Origin of the sequence: Chryseobacterium sp. AG363, assembly GCF_003610675.1 — a bacterium.
GTDB classification, from domain to species: domain Bacteria; phylum Bacteroidota; class Bacteroidia; order Flavobacteriales; family Weeksellaceae; genus Chryseobacterium; species Chryseobacterium cucumeris.
On sequence record NZ_RAQF01000004.1, the window covers coordinates 1 to 21131 of the forward strand.

The window sequence follows — 21131 nt, forward strand, 5'->3', positions numbered from 1 at the left end:
GGTACTGCTAACGCGGGAGAGTAGGCCGCCGCCAGTTTTTATTTTATTTTTAAAAAACCTTTATCTTTACGATAAAGGTTTTTTTGTTATATACCTACATCAACACCATCAACACCATCAACACCAACAGCACTCAACATACTCCGTAAACTAACTAACACAAATCTAAACAGAAACAGAAGTAATGAGTAATAGGTAATGAGCAGTGGATAATAGATGTTCGTAGTAAGTAGCCCATCTCATCTATCCGCTATTCTTCTTCCTCCAGCTTTAGGCTTCCTGCAGACCTCTGTTTTTTATTCTTTATCCAACGATGGGTCTTTACCTTCAATACTATTTATTCTTCCCAGGCTGTCACTCCAAAGAAATCTAAATAAGGTTTTCTCTATTAAAATGCTTCGACTCCGCTCAGCATGACAATGCCAATACTAACTGCTAAAGAATCGTGGACATTATCCTGCCATCTTGCATCCTTTAAACCTCTAATAAATAAGTCTGGATTCCTGTGGAACGAAATAATTGGAATAAACGTGCATTCTTACACTTGCAGTTCTGAGATCTAATCGCTGTACCTCGTACCTCGGAAATTAGGAACTCTATCTTTTTAAGACCGTAAATCGCTTATTGTGGTTGAAAGCTAGTTCATATATATAAATGAGATTTAATCCCTCAGAATTCACCTTATTTTAAGTCAAAAGAAATAAAAAACCGCTTCTCTAAAGAAACGGTTCTTATGGGTTACATTTTGATTGTAATCTAGCTTACCAATGATGACTTAGTTTGCTGCTATCGTAAAGACGATTTGTGTGCTATAAGATGCTGCAGGAATAGTCACAGAAACACCTCCTATTTGGAGCTGAACACTAATGGCTGAGTAATCTACACTATTATTGACACCCAATAATCCACTAAAGGTTATTGTTGATAATGTGACAGCGCCAGCCTGTGGAATTTCTATAAAATTTGCACTTCCTCCATTGATAGAAGCGGTACAAAGGACACAAAGACCATTGATTATTGCTGTTCCTCCACTTCTTTTTGCGGACAGTTTCAGGGAACTGTTCCAGGAAGTCGGGTTAAGTTGCATGGTTATTTTGGCTCCGGAGGCTGAAAGAAGATTAAGAAAAGATCCTGGTAAATGACCTGATATTGTTAATTGTGCAGGGTTCTCATAAGTTCCGATATAATTACTTCCTGCCTCAGTAATGGTAGGTACACTCACAGTCCAGTTAGTTCCGGCAATACTTATGGTTTGCCCTTCAAGATAGCTTCCCATTATTAAAGCAATAATGTAAAGATATCTTTTTAAGAACTGTTCTTTGAGAAAGTGACTTTTCATTTTCATTTTATTCTGTGATGGTATAAGTGATGATGATTGCTGTATTGGCCTGAGCTTGTAAATTGGCATAAGTATTAGTAGCAAGTGAAATGGTAAGAGCATGGCCGTTATTCGCTCCGTTTCCTGTATATGCTCCGCCAATACCACTAATGATGGTAGTAGGAGTTGTGGTGAGAATTATTTGTCCTGAAGATGTTCCCAATGTTCCGCCGCCAGCTCCTGAAGCCGCCGCCGCCTGAATTCTTATATTGACGCCTGCGATAACTTTATTTACTGAGGCCGTAATCCTTCTGGTAAGACCTCCGGAAGCAATAGCTGAAGTATAGTTGATCCATTTCGATGTATTGGGAGTAGGTGCTCCAAGAGCATTTCCAGCTTCTGTAGGAGCTGTAAAATTTAACACAATACTGCCTGTAGGCTCAATGTCCATTAAAGTTACTACAGGCAATGTAAGACTAACAGTAGTATTTGCGGTCTGGGAATAGATTGGCCCGGATACAACACAAAATGCAATTAATAATAGGGTACGGATCAGAATCATCTCTTCTTTTTTATTTCATTATATCCTACTTTCAAGGATTCCTTTTGATATTTGATCTCTATCTGTTGCTTAACAACATTGATGCTTATTTTTTTTGTTTCCGAAGGCTTTAAAGTAAACAGAAACTTGTCTGATGAAATTTTATATCGTTTATCAAGCCCGTTACGATAGACTTTAATAGTCCAGTCTCCAGGCCTAAGATAAGTAAAGTCGAAGTTTTCTCCAATGAGACAGATCTTACGGTAAGTCTGATCATTATTGGTAGCTTCCACAATAATACTTTCTTTTTTCTTTTTTCCTTTTTCAGATTGTATCTGGTCAAAATCAGGTTGATCTTTTTCTCCTGTCTCTAAGAATTTAACGTGGCCCTGAACATTTGCAGCTGTGGTTAATCCAAAGTTAAAAGTGTTTTCCTTATTGATCAATGAAAGAGCAGCAGGAAACGTTTGAGTCGGAATATCATTGATTTCCGTAGTGGAACGGTCAATTTCAAGAAAATAATTCCCTGGGATAACGTTTTTAAATATATAATTTCCTTCCTTATCCGTAATGGACAGATAACTTCCAAGCATTAATCTTATGCCTTCAGTCTTTTTTATACCCAGGTTACCAACATTTCCAGACAATGAAATATATTCGGCAGTTTTCTGTACAGGAATATTGGGACGCCATGTATAACGCATGGAGAATATAAAATCTTTATCTCCGATTTCTCCTCTTTGCAATGAATATCTTCCGGAAAGATCAAGTTCATTTCCGGGAAATAACTGCTGGTGAAATAGAAGTTCAAACAGATTTCTGTCTTTAAAATACTCCTCAGGCATATAATTATTCTGATAAAATATACTTAAGCTGGTCTTATCAGAAAACCGACTAAAGATTCTGGCTCCATAATAGATATTTCTCTGATTTTTAAGCTGATATCTTGAGCTGATGGCATAACTTCCGAAGATGTTAAAAGATGTTCTGAACTTTTGAAATGACAGATTTGCGGAATAAAAGCTTGAATTGCCACTGAATCCCGTTAGATAATTATCTGTTTTTCCAAATTGTCCATCCACATTTACCTGAAATACCCCAATCTGCTGATTAATACTTACTTTAAAGTAACGTTCATAATAATCAAACTGTTTAGGTTCTAAACGGTCTTTATAGGTTTGATATCCATTATTAAGGATAATGAAACCACTCGGTATATATTTGTACTGTATACCATATTGAAAATACTTTCTATAGGGTGCTGCCAGGAGCAGTGTATCTCTTTGGAAATTTTTGGCATCCTGCATATAATTGGCAAAGAAACTTATTTTCTTTGTGAGATTGTAGGAAATATTACCATTAAAAGTATTTGTATTGGTAAAATATCCTCCGAAATCAGGACTTGCTTTCATGTACATTAAATTTCCATTCAACTTTTTAAAAACGGCCTCAGCCTGTAGTAAATAAGCTGTTCCATCTGTTTTTTGTGTAGTACTGTATGCCAATTCTCCAGAAAAAGTTATATTGTTTGAAACCTTAAATTTTCCCTTGGCGTAAGGTAAATGAGCATTAGAATCAAGTCTTACTTCACTATATCTGATTTCTTCTTTTCTTGGAGTTTTGTAAAGGTATCCTACAGAAATTTCGGACTCTTTTCGGATTTTAAAGGCTGAATAGAAATTGAATTCATCTTTAATATCTCTGAAAAATCTCGGATGGTTATAGAACCCACCGAAGCTCACTTTATCAAAGTTATACCGGATTTCTGCCCCGCGGCCATATCTTGCAAATTCTGTAAGATAGGATGAAGAGTAGGTTTTATCACCTAAATGAATAGAAAGATTGTTCCGTTTATAATTTACAAAATATTCTTCATATTGAGTAAATGTATTGAGTTCTACAGGATTGTGAGTAACCGCCCTAAACTCAATCTGATTCTTATTGTCTTTGTCAAGTGCTCCTTTACCATAGATTTCTCCCTGAAAACCATCATTATACACTCCCATATTCTGCATGCCAATAAAAGATAATGAGAAAGCAACAGGAAGCCTGTGATAAATATCTTTCTCAGAAGGTTTTGCTGATATCACCTGAGTACTCACATAGACATCCTGATTTTCTTTGGGATTAGCCTTTGAGTGCACCGAAAGGTTTAGGTTTTGAAATTCATTTTGAGCGAGTTCAGGATTTGTTACTTTATGAATAGTAATTGTTTTAGACTCATTAGGCTCCAGTACCAGTGATGTTTCATTATCGACAATAGCATTTTTACTTTCGAGAACAATACTTTCTGTTACATTACCATTATTTTTTAAAAGAAAAGAGGCGCGAATTGTTTCTCCTGCTCTTACAAATTCAGGTGTATTTAAAGCGGTAACTAAAAGATTCCTGTGTCCGGAAACAATGATTTTTGAATTTTTTGTAAAAGATATTCCGTTATGGCGATCAGTTACATTCATTATCACGGAATAAATACCCTGTCCTGTTTCTGTTCCCACCCGTAAAGGAACAAGATATACAGAGGTTTCATGAGGAAGAATCTGAAATTCTCCTTTTGCTAAAATAGGATTAATAGAGGAACTTGATGTGGTAATTGAAATATCATAGGTCTTGGCTTCATCCGAATTGTTTTCTAAAGTGAAGGGAATAGAAGTAGACATTCCCGGCATTAAACTATCTTTTTTACTGATCAATCTATTGGATTGCTCTTGAGAAAAAATAAATACCGGGAATAATGATATGATAATAAATAAAGTCCAAGTTCTACTCATTTTTTACTTCTAATTCCACATTGAGTGCAAAAGCATTCTCTTCTTCATCGGCAGCTATGATAGCAGCTTTATATTTGTCTGGTGGTACTTTACTAATGTCAATGTAAAATGTTTTGGAGGTGTTGGGTAACAGCCCCATCGTTAAACTTGAATAAGTTCCCACCTTCTCACCCGTTTTTCGGTTATAGATTTCTATGGAAGCAGTTGGTTTACAGTAAAGATTACCATTATTGGCTATTGCTATCTTTGCCGTTTGTTTTCCTTCCTGTTTTTCCACCTTGATACTTTCAAACTTAAGATCCGGTTTTGCTTTTTCTGTTTCAAAATCTGTAATGACCTGAATGGCATATCGTATAATAGAAGTGATGCTGACTCCTGGTTTACTGTCACTGGGTTTTATATCTTCTACCGGTTCTACAATGATCACACTCCAATAGCTTCCCGGATCCATTGCCTGATTGGGAATGGTTATTTCATAGAAGATCTCAGTCTTTTCTTTACCTTTAAGGGTAACAAGATTAGTGTTGAGTTTCAGCCACTCTCCGTTACTTCGTTTATTGGTACGTAATGCTGTATAATTGATCGTTCCGTCCGCATGGTAGGTATAATCCTGTAAAAATATTTTTACGCTTTGAGGATTGCTGCCCGTGTTTTCAATGGCAACTTTTCCCTTATAAACCTTTCCGTTTTCTATTTTGTAAGAATGCGTAAGTCCGTTGAGAATCACAATACCGGCACGTAAAAAGCTGAACTGCAAAATCAGGGTGATCAAAAGAAGGATACGCTTTATCATTGTGTAAAGTTTGAAGTTAAATCATGAATAATACAAAGCCAGGAAGAAACTGGATACTAATTTCTTCTTGTTTTTGAAACGTAAAATAGAATTTTAATTAAATTCTAATTGTCTGATATTGTATAAGTAACGGTAGCAGCAACAGTAGCTGTAGCCTGTAAATCTGCATACGCGGCTACCCCTCCAGGACCACTTCCTGCAGCGAGTGCATAGGTAAGATTATGACCGTTATTAGCTCCATTTCCTGTATAAGCACTTCCAATACCAGAAATAATTGTCTGGTCAGTACCAGTTAATGTAAGCAGTCCTGCGGAAGTTCCCAATGTGCCTGCTCCTGCTCCGGTGGCCGCCGCCGCCGTTACATTAAGATCTACTCCAGGAATGATAGCGTTCATTTTTACGCTTACGTTACGGGTAGGATCTGCCACAGATTTAATAGAAGAATAATTAAGCCACAACGTAGTGTTGGCCGCAGATGGAAGAATAGGATTTCCGGCTTCAGTAGGAGCTGTAAATCCAAGAGTAATGTTTTTGGTTGCTGCTGGTTCAATATCGACCAATGCAACTTCGGGAATAGAAATGGTAACCGTATGGTTATCTGTAGCGAGATCTTGGGCACTAAGATTCCCGGATAGAGCAAACGCAAATAAAGACGCTGCAATAGTTAAATTTAGTTTTTTCATGACACTGTTAATTAGTAAAGTGAAGATAACAAAATTCAATATGTTTTAAAAAAAATACACCACATATTTTTTATAATTGCTTATTTCTCATATGTAATGCATTATAAGATGAAATAACTCAAAAAAAATACTGCACAATTTTGTGCAGTATTTTATGAATATATAGGCGTTTTTAAGCCCAATGCGGGTCAGAAACGGAAACTTTTCCGGTTTCTATTCTTCCGGCAAAGTGCCACAGATGATCGTTTAATTTTAGCTGCAAATCATACCAGCCTTTGTATTTATCAAGGTCAATAATGATTTTTTCTTCCATTTTTTGTACAGAAATTGTTCTTTCGCTTCTTGTATAAAGATCTTCCAGACTTATGGAAAAATTTTTCTTTTTGTGATTTTTGATAATTAATTCAATCTGATTTTTTGAGGTCATATTCGTCAAGATCACCTCTGTTTCTACAGTTTTATTTCCCTTAAATTTCCTGAAAAAGCCATTGGGACCGAAAACTTCATAATCATAAGCTCCCGGCTGCACAGTATGGGATAGCGTTTGCTTTTCATATAAAGCATATGAAAAATGATAATTATTATTGTCGAATTGAGTTCTGTCATATACCAAAAGCGGAACCCCATTATCTTTCAGGTTAGTCATTTTTATATGGTCTCCTTCCAGATTTACATGGAAATGATAAGGCAATGGGTTGGAAGGTTTCAGTCCTCTTTCCTGAATGTCAAGCAGGCTATCTTTAAGTTCATCTTCAGAATACCATTTCAAATTAGGGACAGGTTTATTTTTAGCTGCGTTGATGGTTTTAGCGTAATCCTTCTGATTCAGATAATCCATTTTCGGAACTTTCACGCTGGAAGAATTGAAAGCGGAAGTAAGATCGCCACATATCGCTCTTCTCCAGTCACTGATATTTTCTACACGGACATCCTTTTTGAATTTCTTCATAATGAATTTTTCCAAAAACTGCAGGACAGACGTGTGATCCGATACTTCAGAATTGACAAAACCTCCTTTCGTCCAGGGAGAAGCGATGATCATAGGGACTCTGTAACCCAATCCGACAGTTCCTTCTACTTTTTCATAGCTTTTTAAAGAAGGAGAGCTCATATATTCCTGAGTTTTATCCACATATTCTACCCCTTCTTTTCCGTTCATATCTACGGGCTGGCTTGGATTCACTGGTGGGGCAAAAGGCAATACGTGATCAAAATACCCGTCATTCTCATCATAATTGATGATAAATATGGTTTTCTTCCAGGTTTCAGGATCTTTGGTCAGAATATTCAGAACTTCAGAAATATACCAGGCTCCGTACCATGGTGAACCCGGATGATCAGAAAAATGTTCCGGAGCTACCAGCCATGAAACCAACGGAAGCTTTTTCTCTTCCACATCTTTACGGAACTGAAATAATACATCACCTTCCGGAACAACAAGCCTTTCTCCGTTTTCATCCTTTCCAATTTCCAGTTTCCAGTAATCAGGATCGTTGGAATTAGTGGTAAAGGCTTTTTCATGAAGATTTTTTTCTTCTTTTGAAAGTTTGGAATAATTGTCAGGGTGGTATTTCACCTGATCTTCCTGAACTTCAGCCAGCATAGCTTCCAGTCTTTTTTTCTGATCAGGATTTTTTTCAATCTCCTTCTTCAGATAGGTGATGATATTGGGAATATTCTGATAATATCCTTTTGAAAATTTAACGTTGAATTTTGAAAACCACTCAATCGGGTTATCTGTAAAATTACTCAGCCAGGCTTCCTGTTCTCCGGACATTCCTTTTGGAAGACTGATTTCATTCTGATAAATTCTCCACGAAACATTTTGCTGCTCTAATATTTCCGGGAAACTTTTCCATTTTGCCTGCCTCGCTTTATCATAATCAATATTTTCATTGACAACATTGGCTTTTACCTTTCCATTTTGCTGTTCTCTTAATGTTCCGGACCAAAGAAACAGCCTGTTGGGAGTAGTTCCGGTAAGCGATGAGCAGAAATACTGATCGAATATGGTGAAGGCATCTGCCAGCTGATAATAAAACGGAAGGTCTTCGCGGTTGTAATATCCTAACGTAAGCGGAATATTTTTATAATCTTTATTTCCTGAAGCTTTCGCCTGAAGCCATTGGTCAAATTTACCTTTGTTCAAAGCTTTCTGCTGATCTGCCCATGAGTGTGGCAGTGAGCTCATCCAGGTAGATTTTGTATTTCTTAAATCCAGACGGGCAGGAGATGCATATTTTCCTTCGTCACTTTTTTGAAAGAAAACAGAATGGCCGTCCTGTTTTATAAAAGCTCTTTTATCCAAAAAACCTCTTACTCCTTTGAGAGCACCAAAAGCATGGTCAAATGAACGGTTTTCCTGCATCAGGATGACAACATGCTCTGCATCATAAAATGTAGACTGGGCAGCCGGATCAATGGCTAAAGCTTTTAAAATGGAAGGATGTAAAACATTTGAGGTTCCTAATCCTGCTAATAAAAGACTTGATTTCTCTAAAAATTCTCTTCTGTTCATGTTCAATCGTAATAAGAAAGAAACCGCAAGTTAATAGGATTTTCCTGCGGTTTCTTTGTTTTATATAAAATTAATCAGATTTTTATTGTAACCACCAAGGTTTGGAGCTGATATTATCATTTCCTCCATACTGAGCCGTTAAAGCAGCTTTTAAATTATTGCTGTTGTAATTATATTCAGATTGCGGATATCTGAACCTGAAAGGAGCTGCGACTCCTGCTTTTAAAGGATAATTTGGAAAGCCTGTTCTTAAATAATCAAAGTAAGAAGTCCACTGTGCCTGATGGAACATCGTCATGTATTTTTGAGTCATGATCTTTTCCAGTTGTGTTTGTAGTGGATCAGCATCATTATATACTACCAAAGGAGTTGTAAGATATTGGTTGACATCAAAGCCTGAGAAATATTGTCCCGGATTTTTTACATAGGTCTGATAAAAATTGAAACTTGCTTTGATCGCATTATCATAATGTGTTTTTGCCGACCCGGAAATCCAGCCTCTTGCTGTAGCTTCAGCCAGAATAAACTCAAGTTCTGAATAACTTAATACAGAAGCAGGTTCATTGGTAGGGTCTTTATAAAAACGATCGTTTACTTTGGAAATGTTTTTTGCCGTGATCAGTGCTGCATTATCAGAATACGGAGAAGTAGGATTTCCGCCGTTATATCCTGTATAGTCTGTGATGGCTTTTCCTGCTTCTTTTGCTCCTGTAGTCTGTGCTGCAAACGTGAACAAACGTGGATCATGCCTGTCTTTGAACATATTAATAAAATAATCAGCCATGTACAAACTTGAACCATATCCACTGTTGTTAAACATCGTGTATCTGCTGTCTGCTGCATCAGCAAACTTAAGTTCACCGTTATCTGCAATAGAGGTCATGAGAGACTGGCTTCCTGCAATAGAAGCAAATTCTGCAGCGATATTATAACTTCCTACTGTCGTTTTTTTAGATAAAGTGATCAGAATTTTCAGACGGAATGAATTAATCAGTTTTTTCCACTTTAAAGCATCTCCGTTGTAGACAATATCACCTTCAATTTTATCGGTGGTATTAATAAGATCATTGGCTTCTTTTAATTCTGATAAAATTCCGGACATGATAGCTTCCTGTGTATCATATTTAGGCTGGGTAATGCCGGATTCACCCTTTGCTGCCTCAGAATAAGGAGCACTTCCAACTTTTAAACTGATATTGAAGAAATGATACGCTCTCAAAAATTTTCCGATGGCCAGATAATTTTTGTTTCCTCTTTTTTCAGCTTCCTGCATCATTTTTCCAGTGTTCAGAAGTCCTTTGGTATAGACTTCAAAAGAAGTATCATTCCATTTCATATACTGGTATGAATTCTCACCATCAGTACCAATCATCATTCTGGAGGCATACATATTGTCCCCGTTTACCTGAAAAGTATATTTTTCAACGTAAGTCAATAGATTTTTGGGATCAATACTGGCCTGGTCATTAGGATTTTCATTGATGGTATCAAGGTTAGATTCACATGATGCTAATGTCAGAAGTCCGGCTGCAAATAAAGATTTCATCAGCCATTTTGCTGTTTTACCTTTTTGCTCTGTCACTTTGTTTATATTATTTTTCATTGTCTTGACATACTTTTTAGTTAAAACTTAAGATTAAATCCGATTCCAAACCATCTGCTGGATGGATCCTGAATATCATTGTCTGTTTTTGTCTGGAAGTCTGGATCAGAATAAAGGTTTTTTGATTTTTTCCACATCGCCAGATTGTAAGCAGAAATATTGGCGGTGAAACCTTTCACCATTCCTCTTGGGTTGAGTAATGAAGAGAAGTCATATTCTAATACTACAGATCTAAGCTTGACGAAAGTTCTGTCAAAAACGTTAGCAAACTCTTCGCTTTCGTCCTGTGTTACTCTTGCACGGTAGGGATAATTTTGCGCCCAGTCCTGGTAGCTGATAGCTTTTGTGTGTGGAGTATAGGTTCCGGTTGCCGGATTGTAGTTAACCCCATCAGGTACAAAATAATACGTTCCCGGATTTGCATATTCAAGATCTCTGTACGCTACAGAATTAGGGTGTTTTCCTCCCCACCACATTTTTTCCACAACCTGGGATCTCATCACACCTCCGATGCTTCCGTCAATTCCGATGTTTAAAGTGAATTTTTTATATTTGAATGTGTTGTTGAAACCGAAAGTCCAGTCAGGATTGAAATGTCCCAGATTACTTGGGTTATTAGCTCTTGTCGGCATTCCTGTATTCGCATCAAGAATTACTTTTCCATCCGGAGACTTTTGCCATGTATAGTCGTAATAGCTATCCATTCTTTCGCCTAGCTTAATATTTTTGTAGTTCGGCATATTATCATAAATGGAAGTCAGCTTTTGTTCATAAGTACTCCAGTTGATTAATGTTTTCCAGCTGAAATCAGAAGTTTTTACCGGAACTAAACCAAGGGAAACTTCAAATCCTTTGGTTGTATATTCATTTCCGTTTACATATTGAGAAGTGAAACCGGATGATTCTGCAGCAGGAAACTGGAGAATATTATTATAATCTAATGTTCTGAAATAAGTAGCGTCTAAAGTGATTCTGTTATTCAGGAACCCTGCGCTTAAACCTAATTCATAAGATTTTGTCTGCTCCGGTTTCAAAGAATTTTCTACATTTAGAGTGGTTGGATAATAATAAGTAGGATTTCCATTGAATGTGATTCCCCCATTGTTCAGATAATAATTTCTGATGGAATAAGGCTGGAAGTCATACGCTACTTTCGCCCATGAAGCAGAAAGTTTCAACATATTGATAGATTCCGGCATTTTTACCAGGTTGGAAATAACCGCACTGATGGAAGCAGAAGGATAGAAGTAAGATCTGTTGGCCTTAGGTAGTGTAGAAGACCAGTCATTACGCCCGGAAACATTGATGAAGAAAGCATTGTACAACCCGATATCAATCGTTGAATACGCACTGTAAATCAACTTTTCCTTCAGATAAGTGTAATTTTTCAGCGCTCCGATAGAGTTTTCGAAAGTATACACTTCAGGAATTTTTAATCCATCCGTAGACCTTTCATTGTTGTTGTTTTTATAATAGAAAGCAGAACCTCCCGCATTGATTGTAAAATCAAAATTTTCAGATATCTTTTTCTTGTAAGTCGCCAACACATCATAATTGAGGTTCCATGTTTTATTATCCTTCAAAATATAACCGCCACTTCGTGGTGCATCATAATTGAAATAGGAATAAGGGCTCAGAATTTCCGTTTTGCTATGGTTTTCGACAAGAGATATTTTCCCTTTTACCGATAGATCCTTTGTCGCTTTATACTCTAGACCTGTCTGAGCATTAATAATATTGGTTCTGTTCTGATTCTTGTAATACTCGGCTCCGAACCATGGGTTGTTATACCAGGCATAGTTCCAGTTGGCTTGTGCTCTTCCTTCCTTTCCTGGGATCCACATATGATTTTTCAATGCTTTTCCATCTACATCTCCTCCCATCCAGATCAGGATGGTGTACATGTGTCCGCTTGGATTATAATCATAATTGGGGATATTAGGAGTAAAAGCCTGGTTGAAGTTGAATTTTGTATCGAAGGTTAATTTATCTCCTAGATGGTTTTCAGAAGAGAAGTTGATTCCATATTTCTGAAGATAAGAATTGGGAACTCTGTCATCATAATTCATGAAATTCCCGGAGAATCTGTATACGTCTTTATTGCTTCTATAGCTGATCGCGAAGTTATTATTGTTGATTACTGCCGGTTTTAAGAACGTACTTAAGTTATCATGGTATTTCCAGTCAATCGGAACTCTTTCATATCTTGATTTATCATCATACTGAGTTCCTGTTACTGCTCCATACCACGGAACAACCTGCCCTGTTACTTTATCTCTGATAGGGCTGTTCCATTGAGCGATCTGTAATCCCGGAACAAATTTTGGTCCCCAGATCATATCTCCGTCATTTACCCCGCCATCGGCTCCGTCCCAGAATTCGTATTTTCCATGGGAACCGTTACCATATTCAGTCTGGGTTTTCGGAAGATTGGTAAATCCTGCTGTAATCATGGTGTTTTGGGAGAATTCTACAGAAAAGCCTTTCTTTTTAGCATTTTTTGTGGTGATTAAAACAGCTCCGTAACGACCTCTTGAACCATAGAGAGCAGAAGCGGTAGCTCCTTTCAGGACATTGATGTTTTCAATATTATTAGGATCTAAATTCTGGAAAACCTCTTTTTCTACAATCACACCATCAATGACGAAAACCAGATTAGAGTTTCCTCTCAGCGTAAACTGTGGAGCCTGCTGCATTCCAGTAGGATTGGAAACGTTCAATCCTGCTACCTGTCCGGAGAATAAATTTCCAATACTTGGAGTAGTGATGGTTTCAAACTGTTTTGTTCCTACTTCCTGAGTAGAATATCCGATTTTTTCTTTCTTTTTGGCAATACCTAAAGCGGTAATAACAACGCCTTCAATCTGCTTTTCGTTTTGCTTTTTTAAGACAACGGAATACTGTTTTTTGGAAGAAACCTCAACGGTATAAACAGAAAAATCAGGAGCAAAAAATTCAAGAATATCTTTGGGGTTTGCAGAAATAGTGAAATTACCATTTTCATCTGTAGTAGCAGTCTTTCCTGTGTTTTTGTCGGTGATGTTCACACCGGAAACACTAGAACCGTTTTCTGATTTTACATTTCCTGAAATATTGATTTCCTGTGCAGAAAAATAAAGAGGAAGTAAAAAAACGGCAAAAGTGGCTAGAGTTTTCTTCATTTTTTTGAAGGCAAATTTAGCAGTGCACTGTTACCAGTACTTTAATGATGTATTAAAATAAAAATACGATTTAATATTTTTTAACAATAAGAATTAATAAATAAGTAAAATGAAAAATGTCCTTTGTATAGGGACTTTTGCTTTATTATATAAATATTAATATAAAGAAGGAGGCTGGAGAGGAGTGCTGGAGGTTGTTATCGTGTTATAAGATTAACATAAAACCTTTTAAAAATACTGGGATAGTGAAACCGTGACCTCAATAACTTGTGGCATCACGCTTCCCACTTCCTTCTTTTTTTCTAAAACCTACTCAGAATTCCCCAATGGATTTTAATATCATTAAATTTAAAAGGATTTCCGAACTCATTACCATTAGACAGCTGGAAACTCATCAGACCAATAGGAATGAAGAAATTGAAACCGAGCCCGACACTGTAGAGCTTGGGTTTTACATTTAAAGATTTATTATTAAGCTGCCCATATTGTCCAAAGACGTCAAAGAAGGCCTGGTTTCCGATCAGATACCGGTATTCCAGACTTCCATAATAATAAAAGTCAGCAGCGAGGGAGTTTTCATTGAATCCCCGCATGGAGTTCCATCCTCCGAAACGGTATAATTCATTGGCAGAGAATTCTATTTTAGAATCCATCATCGCACCTTCCGCTTTGATGTTCAGGAAGTGATTCCCGGAAATGTGGTAATTGTGTTCTCCAAAGAAATAAAACTGGTTTTGATTAGCTTTAATATTATCTTTAGAATAAGTAGTTGTTAAGAAATCATATCCGGCATTGATCCTTGTTTTGTACAGGAAAAGGTCAATATCAGTAGGTTCTGTCATTTCATACCATATCCCGATCCCTTTTTTATTGTAGTCTTTTCCCTGAACGTATAAGGTATCAATAATAGTAGAGGTTTCCAAAGTTGCCCTTAGACCGATTTTATTCCTGTTATTGATATGGTAATAGAAAGCAGGAAGGAACTTTACATTGGCAAACGTAGAATCCTGTCGGTAGATATTTACCTTCGTATCCATCCCTACATTTGATTTGAAAAGGTATGGAATATCTACTCTAAGATCAAAAGTCTGTCCTTTGTCCGGGTTTCTCTGCCAGTATAAATTGACGGTTTCAAAACCATTGAACATATTCCTGAAATTCACATTCATCGTCCCGTTTAAGGTGAACTTGGAGGTTTTGTCATTTCCAAAACCGATGACCCCATCAAAAGTATTGGTCTTTTTCTTTTCCAGAAACAGGTAAATACTGGTAGAGTCTTTCGTAAATAAAGTTTGTGGCTGCCGTTCAAGGGTTAGGAAAGGATGACTCTGGAAGGTTTTATTGATGGCTAGAAGGTTTTTGTCATCATAGTTTTTACCCTTAAACTCCTTTTCCAGGTTTTTGATGAATCTTTTGGGAACCTTTTCGTATCCTTTCACTACGAATCCGTTGATTGTTCTTTTATCATTCTTGTTGATGTCAAGTTCCACTATTGGATAGCCGTTTTTCTGCCCTTTGTATTTAGATTTTATTCTGCTGAAAGAATATCCTTCATCAATATAAGTTTTGTTGATACTTTTCTTGGTGGAGTCTAAATTTTTAGTGAAAAAATCTTTCTGGATTTTCAATTTCTGAACCAGAGAATCCGTAAGGTTTACATAAGTTTCATTGAAGTTTTTCCCTTTATCATAGAAAATTTCGGTGCTGTCACCTTTTACTTTTACGTCTTTCAGTTGAGTGAAGAAATAATTACTTTGGGCTAATGAATCCAGAAATTTTACAGCTGAAGTAGAATCTTTTACTTTTTTCCTGACCTTGGTCTCCGTATCAATCAGCCAATACTGCTTCTTCTGCGCTTGTGTGAAAACGCAGAACAGTACAAAAAATATTTTTAAAAGTAATTTCAATTTATTCTTCTGAATATGAACAGGAATCTCTATAAAATACAAAAGATTCTTCACTGCATTTCTGAACTACGTTCGAAGACTTTCAGTCAGTGTTCAGAATGACAATGCGCCTTATCAATCAACTAATTTTTATCCAGTTTATTATACTTCTTCATCAAATTCTCATAAGTTCCCTGCGGAAGAATCCATTTCAAAGGAACTCCGATTTTCTGTCCGAATTTACCAAAATAATAATGAGCTTTCCATTTATTTTTTGCTAAAAGTTTTTCAATGTATTCTGCGACTTCCAAAGGATCTGTTCCGTCATTCACGTGAGAATTCATCAGCGCATATACTTTGTCAAAAACATTTTTGTAAGGCTGGGAGACCTGTGCAATGACTCTATTGTCTGCAATATTGGTTTTAATATCTCCCAGATGCAGAGAGCATACATCAATATTCCATGGATAAACTTCATATCTCATCGCTTCCGTTACTTTATCCAAAGCCGATTTAGAAGCCGAATAAAATCCACGGAAAGGCAGCCCCATTTCACTTCCGATACTGGAAACATTGATGATTTTTCCAAATTTGTGCTCACGCATATTCGGGAGTACGGCACTCATCATCTGCACAGGTCCGGCAAGATTCAGGCTGAAAAGCTTCAGAATATCTTCTTTCGTAGAATCTTCCACGGCGCCTACCATTCCCATTCCGGCATTGTTGATCAAAACATCAATTTTGCTTTCTGTTTTTAAAACCTCAGTTACAGCATTTTGAACTGCTGTATTGTCTGTCACATCAGTGGGGATAGATTTGAAGTACTGGCTTTCTGTATGCTTTCTGCTTAATCCGTATACTTTATGTCCTTTTTTACCAAAATATTCGGCTAATGCAAACCCGATTCCTGATGAGGTTCCTGTTATAATGATGGTCATTGAATTCGTATGATTTTTAATGTTTTATTTTTCTTCTGATACCAGTAGGCCGTTTTTTAAAGTCTTTGTTCAAAAGTAAAATCTATTTTCAGCAAATGTAAAAAAAGAAAAATGAACTCAGTTATTTATTATTCCTGAAATAATTTTTTAATGATTTCCTGATCAATTGCCCGGATTGATGGTAAAATTAAAATAAAGTTAATCTCAATTATGCATAGATTATTTGAGGAATGATTACTTTTAATTGCTTATGTTGTTGAAATACAGTTTTTTAATTCTGTTTTGTGGTGGTTGTCATCTGAAAAAAGCTAAAATTTCTTAATAAAAACATAAGAAAACCTTAATGAGTGGTGGGAGCAGGCTGATCTAATTTTGCACCTAATCAAAAAGGAGATCATGAATGTATTTAAAATCCCTGTATCCGTAACGTACTTAACGGGAAGGGTATTACTTATTGGTGCAATATCAGCTTCACCGATGTTCCTCGCTCAGAAAAAAGACAGCTTAAAAGAAAAATCCATCGACGAGATTGTTGTGGTTGGATACGGAACACAGAAAAAAAGTAAAGTTTCCGGAGCTGTTTCGGAGGCTTCACTGGATAAGCTTACTTCCAGATCTTTGTCCGGAGTAGGAGAGGTTCTTCAGGGTAAAGCGCTCGGAGTTACTGTAGTGAACGAAGGCGGTGATCCTAACGGAGCACCGAAGGTCAATATTCGTGGTCTGGGAGGAATCAATGGTGAAACTCCCCTTTATGTTGTGGATGGAGTGGTTTTCAACGGAACACCGTCTATCAATCCCAACGATATTCAGGATATTTCTGTACTGAAAGATGCTTCTGCAGCCATTTACGGAGCCAGATCCTCCGGAGGGGTTATTCTTATTACCACTAAAAAGGGGAAAAAAGGAAATCTTACCGTTGATTTTGATGTTAAGTACGGAGTAAACCAAGCGTGGAGACTGAAAGAATCTCTGAATGCAGCAGAATTTCAGGACGTGATGTACAAAGCCTATGAAAATGCCGGGAAACTGGGAAGCTTACCGATGGCTTTTAATCCTAATCAATATCCGGACGGAAGAATTACCAGAACAGACTGGATGAAAGAAATTTTCAGAACAGGAACGATTCAGGAATACAACGTAAATCTGAGCGGTGGAAGTGATAAATCAAGATATTTTGTGGGCATGAATCACAGAAGTCTTGAGGGGATTTTACTGAATACTCAGGCAAAACGATACAATTTCAGAGTTAATTCTGAACATAAAGTAAAAGACTGGCTGACGATCGGAGAAAATATGTACTATAATTACTCTGACGGCAATACAGCCGATACCAAAAGTGGATATACGGGAGCTTTGGTAGCGGCTATGTACTATCCGCCCAATGTTCCGGTATATACGCCAAGTGGTGCGTTTTCCGGACTGCCGATTGATGTGGCAGGTGGTTACGGAGATATGATCAACCCTGTTGCGTATCTTAAAAGAATCAGTATCAGAAATCCTACCCACGAAATTTTAATCAACCCTTATGCTGAAATTACACTGGCGAAAGATTTAAAATTCCGTTCCAATTTCTCACAGACTTTTAAACTGGGAGATGTAAAGAACTTTACATACAGAGTCCTTGAAATTGGGAAAATTTTTGATACCAATAATCTGGAATACCAATCCAATAATTCTTCAACAGCGCTTGCAGAACAATTGTTAACGTATAAAATCTCAGTAGGACAGCATAATTTCGATTTCCTTGGAGGTTTTACTTTCCAGAAAACAATTGATGAGGGTTTTGTGGCAAAATCATATGATTTCAGAAGTGAAGCTGAGGTTTTCCAGCACCTTCAGAACGCTGCGGATACCAATAAAGATGTTTCCAGTTACAGATTCAAACAGTCTTTGGTTTCTTATCTGGCGAGAGTAAATTACGACTATGCCGGAAAGTATATTGTAAGTTTATTGGGAAGACGTGATGGCTCTTCTCTGGTAGCGAAACAAAACAGATTTGCTAACTACTATGCGGTTTCCGGTGCATGGGTGGTTTCGAAAGAAAACTTTATGAAAGATATCTCATGGCTTTCAAGTCTGAAATTAAGAGGAAGCTACGGTATTTTGGGTAACCTTGGGGGAATTTCACCTCAGGCTGTAAATCCTTTGATGACGAGAGATAATAATGTAATTTTCGGTCAGGATCCTTCTCAGAATATTGCTTATTATGCCACCACACGTCCGAATCCGGATCTGAAATGGGGGAAGTCTGAGCAGACCAACTTTGGGGTAGATGCTTCATTCCTTCACAACAGCCTTTCTTTACAGTTCGATTACTTTGTGAAAAATTCCAAAGATCAAATTTTTAATGTAAGCTTACCAAGTACGGCAACGTATAATAATCAGTATGTGAATGCGGGGTTATTCCAGGATAAAGGATACGAATTGGGAATCAATTATAACAAGGTAGTTTCCGGCGATTTCACGTTCTCAATAGGAGCTACGATGAGTCAACTAAAAAATACGGTGAAGCAGCTTGCCAATGTGGATGAGATCTTCATCAATGATAACGGAGTAAGAGGCGTATTGAAGCCAACCCGTGTGAAAGTGGGTGATCCTCTGTATTCTTTCTATGGTTATAAGACAGGAGGAATTTTCCAGAGTCAGGAAGAAATCAACAATTATAAAGATGCCAACGGAAATCTTATCCAGCCGAATGCCAAGCCGGGAGATATTAAATTCCTGAAGAAAGAAGGAAATACGGGAGTACTCAATAATAATGACTTCGTCAATCTTGGAAGCCCATATCCTAAGTTCTCTTATGGCTTTTCGTACAACATGACCTGGAAAAACTTTGATCTGAATTTATTCTTCCAGGGCGTTTACGGAAACAAAATTTTCAACGGAATGAAGTTTATTTCTTTGAATCCGGGCGGAACGGGGCAGAATTATAATATGGACAGAGATATCCTGAATGCATGGACACCTCAGAATACCAATACTGATATCCCGAGACTGGTACACGGTGACCCAAGCGGTAATTATTCCAAAGTATCAGATTTTTATGTGGAGGATGGATCTTATTTAAGACTGAAGAACCTTACCATCGGGTATTCATTACCAAAAGAATTGTACAGAAAACTGGATGTAAACAAAGTCAGAATTTATATGACCTCCAACAACCTGTTTACCATAACGAAATATACAGGATTCGATCCTGAAGTAGGGATGAACTCTTACGGAGTTGATACCGGAAGATATCCTCAGGCACGCTCATTCATCTTTGGAATAGAGGTCGGATTATAATTTTTAACCAGCAAAAAGTAAAAAAATGAAATTTTTCAATAAAATATTGTTAGTATCAGGAATATCAGTGATGCTTCTGTCATGCACGGGAGAACTGGATATTCAACCTGAAGGAACACCTACTGAAGCAAGTTTCTGGAAGACAGAAAACGATCTTATTACCGGGGCAAACGCTATGTACAAGCCTTTATTCGATGGTGAATTTTACGGAAGAGGTTTGTTCTGGTTTATCAATGCCAGTGATGATATGGTAACCGGAAGAGCAAAAAGTGAGGCAGATAATGCTAAAAACTTCAGCAGCAATTATATCGCAGCAGGTGATCTTGAAACCCAATGGAACAAAAGATATAACGTAATTGGAGTGGCTAATCGCGTGATCCGTAATGTTGATAATATTCAGACTTCGCAGGCCACCAAGAATAAATATCTTGGAGAAGCACTCTTCATGAGCAGCAGAATGTATTTTGAGCTTGCCTATTCTTATGGAAATGAAAAAGCAGGTGTTCCTATCATCGACCGTTCGAAAGATCCGGATCCCAACCCGATTCCAAGAGCAGCCAACGTAATGGAAAATTACACGTACATTGTCAACGACCTGAAAAGAGCTGCTGAATTATTACCTACACAGGCAGAACTTCCAGCAAAGGATTACGGAAGACCTCATAAAGCCGCAGCTTGGGCATTGTTAGCAAAAGTATATCTGTTTATGAAAGACTGGAAGAATGCAGAATTCTGGGCTAATGAAGTAATGACCAAAGGAAACAGAGCCTTATTAGGTAATTTTGCTGATGTTTTCAAAGCTGAAAATAACTACAGTTCAGAATACATCTGGTCGGTTCCGGGAACTACAAAGTTTACTGCCTGGGGAAGTATTCTTCCGGGAGTAATGCTTGAAAACAAAGGATGGGGAGAATATAACGGATGGGGATATTTTCAGCCAACAAAAGAGTTGTTTGATGAATACGAAACGGGAGACCTTAGAAGAAGTGCGACCATTCTGAAAATTGGAGATAAATTTACCTTCAACGGAAAAGAAAGAATATACGCTTCTACGAATTCCCTTACCGGATACCAGTTTAATAAATATATGGATGCCTTCAAGTATGAGCTGAAAAATGGTCACGTGAGTGCCAACGGAGATTATCCGTGTACAGACCTTGCCGTTCCGATCATGCGTTACGCTGAGGTGATCCTGATCAAAGCAGAAGCTTTACTGATGCAGGGAAAATCTGCAGATCAGGAGATCAATATGATCCGAGTACGTGCAGGATTACCTGTGAAAAACGGATGTACATTGGCTGATCTTAAACATGAAAGACGTTGCGAACTGGCGGGTGAATGGGCAGACAGACACAGAGATCTTGTACGTTGGGGAGATGCGCAGGCAGCGTATGCGAAGCCTCTGCACGGTATCAATGGACAGGTAGTGTGGGCCGCAAGAAACTTTAATCCGGCTGTACATAATGTTTGGGCAGTTCCACAGGCTGAAATCGTAAACAGTCACGGGATCATTAAACAAAATGAGGGCTGGTAAAATTTTAATCTTTTTATATATAAGTCACTATATCATTACAGAACCTTCTGTGGTGATATAGTTTTTTCAAAGGTATGGAGATAGGTTGTTTCATTTGACC

The 21131-nt window shown here is 37.5% G+C and carries 12 protein-coding genes; 2 read left to right on the plus strand and 10 right to left on the minus strand.

Features of this window, described 5'->3' with window-relative positions:
* Positions 1–775: 775 nt before the first annotated feature.
* From DEU39_RS16295 to DEU39_RS16340, 10 genes are all read right to left on the minus strand, one after another.
* On the minus strand, positions 776–1339 hold the full coding sequence (locus DEU39_RS16295) for a hypothetical protein (protein WP_147367600.1): 564 nt from the start codon (positions 1337–1339) through the stop codon (positions 776–778).
* 7 nt (positions 1340–1346) lie between these two features.
* Positions 1347–1880: a hypothetical protein gene (locus DEU39_RS16300; protein WP_120232660.1), complete on the minus strand. Its 534-nt coding sequence runs from the start codon at positions 1878–1880 to the stop codon at positions 1347–1349.
* Positions 1877–4630, minus strand: coding sequence for a hypothetical protein (locus tag DEU39_RS16305; protein ID WP_120232661.1), 2754 nt, complete (start codon positions 4628–4630; stop codon positions 1877–1879). Before DEU39_RS16305 ends, DEU39_RS16300 begins: the two co-directional genes overlap by 4 nt.
* Complete coding sequence (locus DEU39_RS16310; RefSeq protein ID WP_120232662.1) at positions 4623–5423, minus strand: WxL protein host-binding domain-containing protein; 801 nt, start codon at positions 5421–5423, stop codon at positions 4623–4625. The genes DEU39_RS16305 and DEU39_RS16310 overlap by 8 nt, the downstream gene beginning before the upstream one ends.
* 104 nt (positions 5424–5527) lie before the next feature.
* Entirely contained in the window at positions 5528–6106 is a 579-nt protein-coding gene (locus DEU39_RS16315; protein WP_062675679.1) for a hypothetical protein, read from the minus strand.
* Between the two features lie 172 nt (positions 6107–6278).
* Positions 6279–8624, minus strand: a complete 2346-nt coding sequence (locus DEU39_RS16320) for a phosphocholine-specific phospholipase C (RefSeq protein WP_120232663.1) — start codon at positions 8622–8624, stop codon at positions 6279–6281.
* Positions 8625–8706: 82 nt separating this feature from the next.
* Complete coding sequence (locus tag DEU39_RS16325) at positions 8707–10227, minus strand: SusD/RagB family nutrient-binding outer membrane lipoprotein (RefSeq protein ID WP_228436810.1); 1521 nt, start codon at positions 10225–10227, stop codon at positions 8707–8709.
* A gap of 20 nt (positions 10228–10247) precedes the next feature.
* Positions 10248–13388: a SusC/RagA family TonB-linked outer membrane protein gene (locus tag DEU39_RS16330; RefSeq protein WP_120232664.1), complete on the minus strand. Its 3141-nt coding sequence runs from the start codon at positions 13386–13388 to the stop codon at positions 10248–10250.
* A gap of 302 nt (positions 13389–13690) precedes the next feature.
* Entirely contained in the window at positions 13691–15295 is a 1605-nt protein-coding gene (locus DEU39_RS16335; protein ID WP_120232918.1) for an autotransporter assembly complex protein TamA, read from the minus strand.
* Positions 15296–15417: 122 nt separating this feature from the next.
* Positions 15418–16212: an SDR family oxidoreductase gene (locus DEU39_RS16340; protein WP_120232665.1), complete on the minus strand. Its 795-nt coding sequence runs from the start codon at positions 16210–16212 to the stop codon at positions 15418–15420.
* Between the two features lie 396 nt (positions 16213–16608).
* Between DEU39_RS16340 and DEU39_RS16345 the strand changes: the two genes are divergently transcribed.
* Both DEU39_RS16345 and DEU39_RS16350 read left to right on the plus strand, forming a co-directional pair.
* Positions 16609–19497, plus strand: coding sequence for a SusC/RagA family TonB-linked outer membrane protein (locus DEU39_RS16345; protein WP_120232666.1), 2889 nt, complete (start codon positions 16609–16611; stop codon positions 19495–19497).
* Between the two features lie 25 nt (positions 19498–19522).
* A complete protein-coding gene (locus DEU39_RS16350; RefSeq protein ID WP_062675684.1) occupies positions 19523–21031 on the plus strand; it encodes a RagB/SusD family nutrient uptake outer membrane protein in 1509 nt (502 codons plus the stop codon).
* Positions 21032–21131 lie beyond the last annotated feature (100 nt).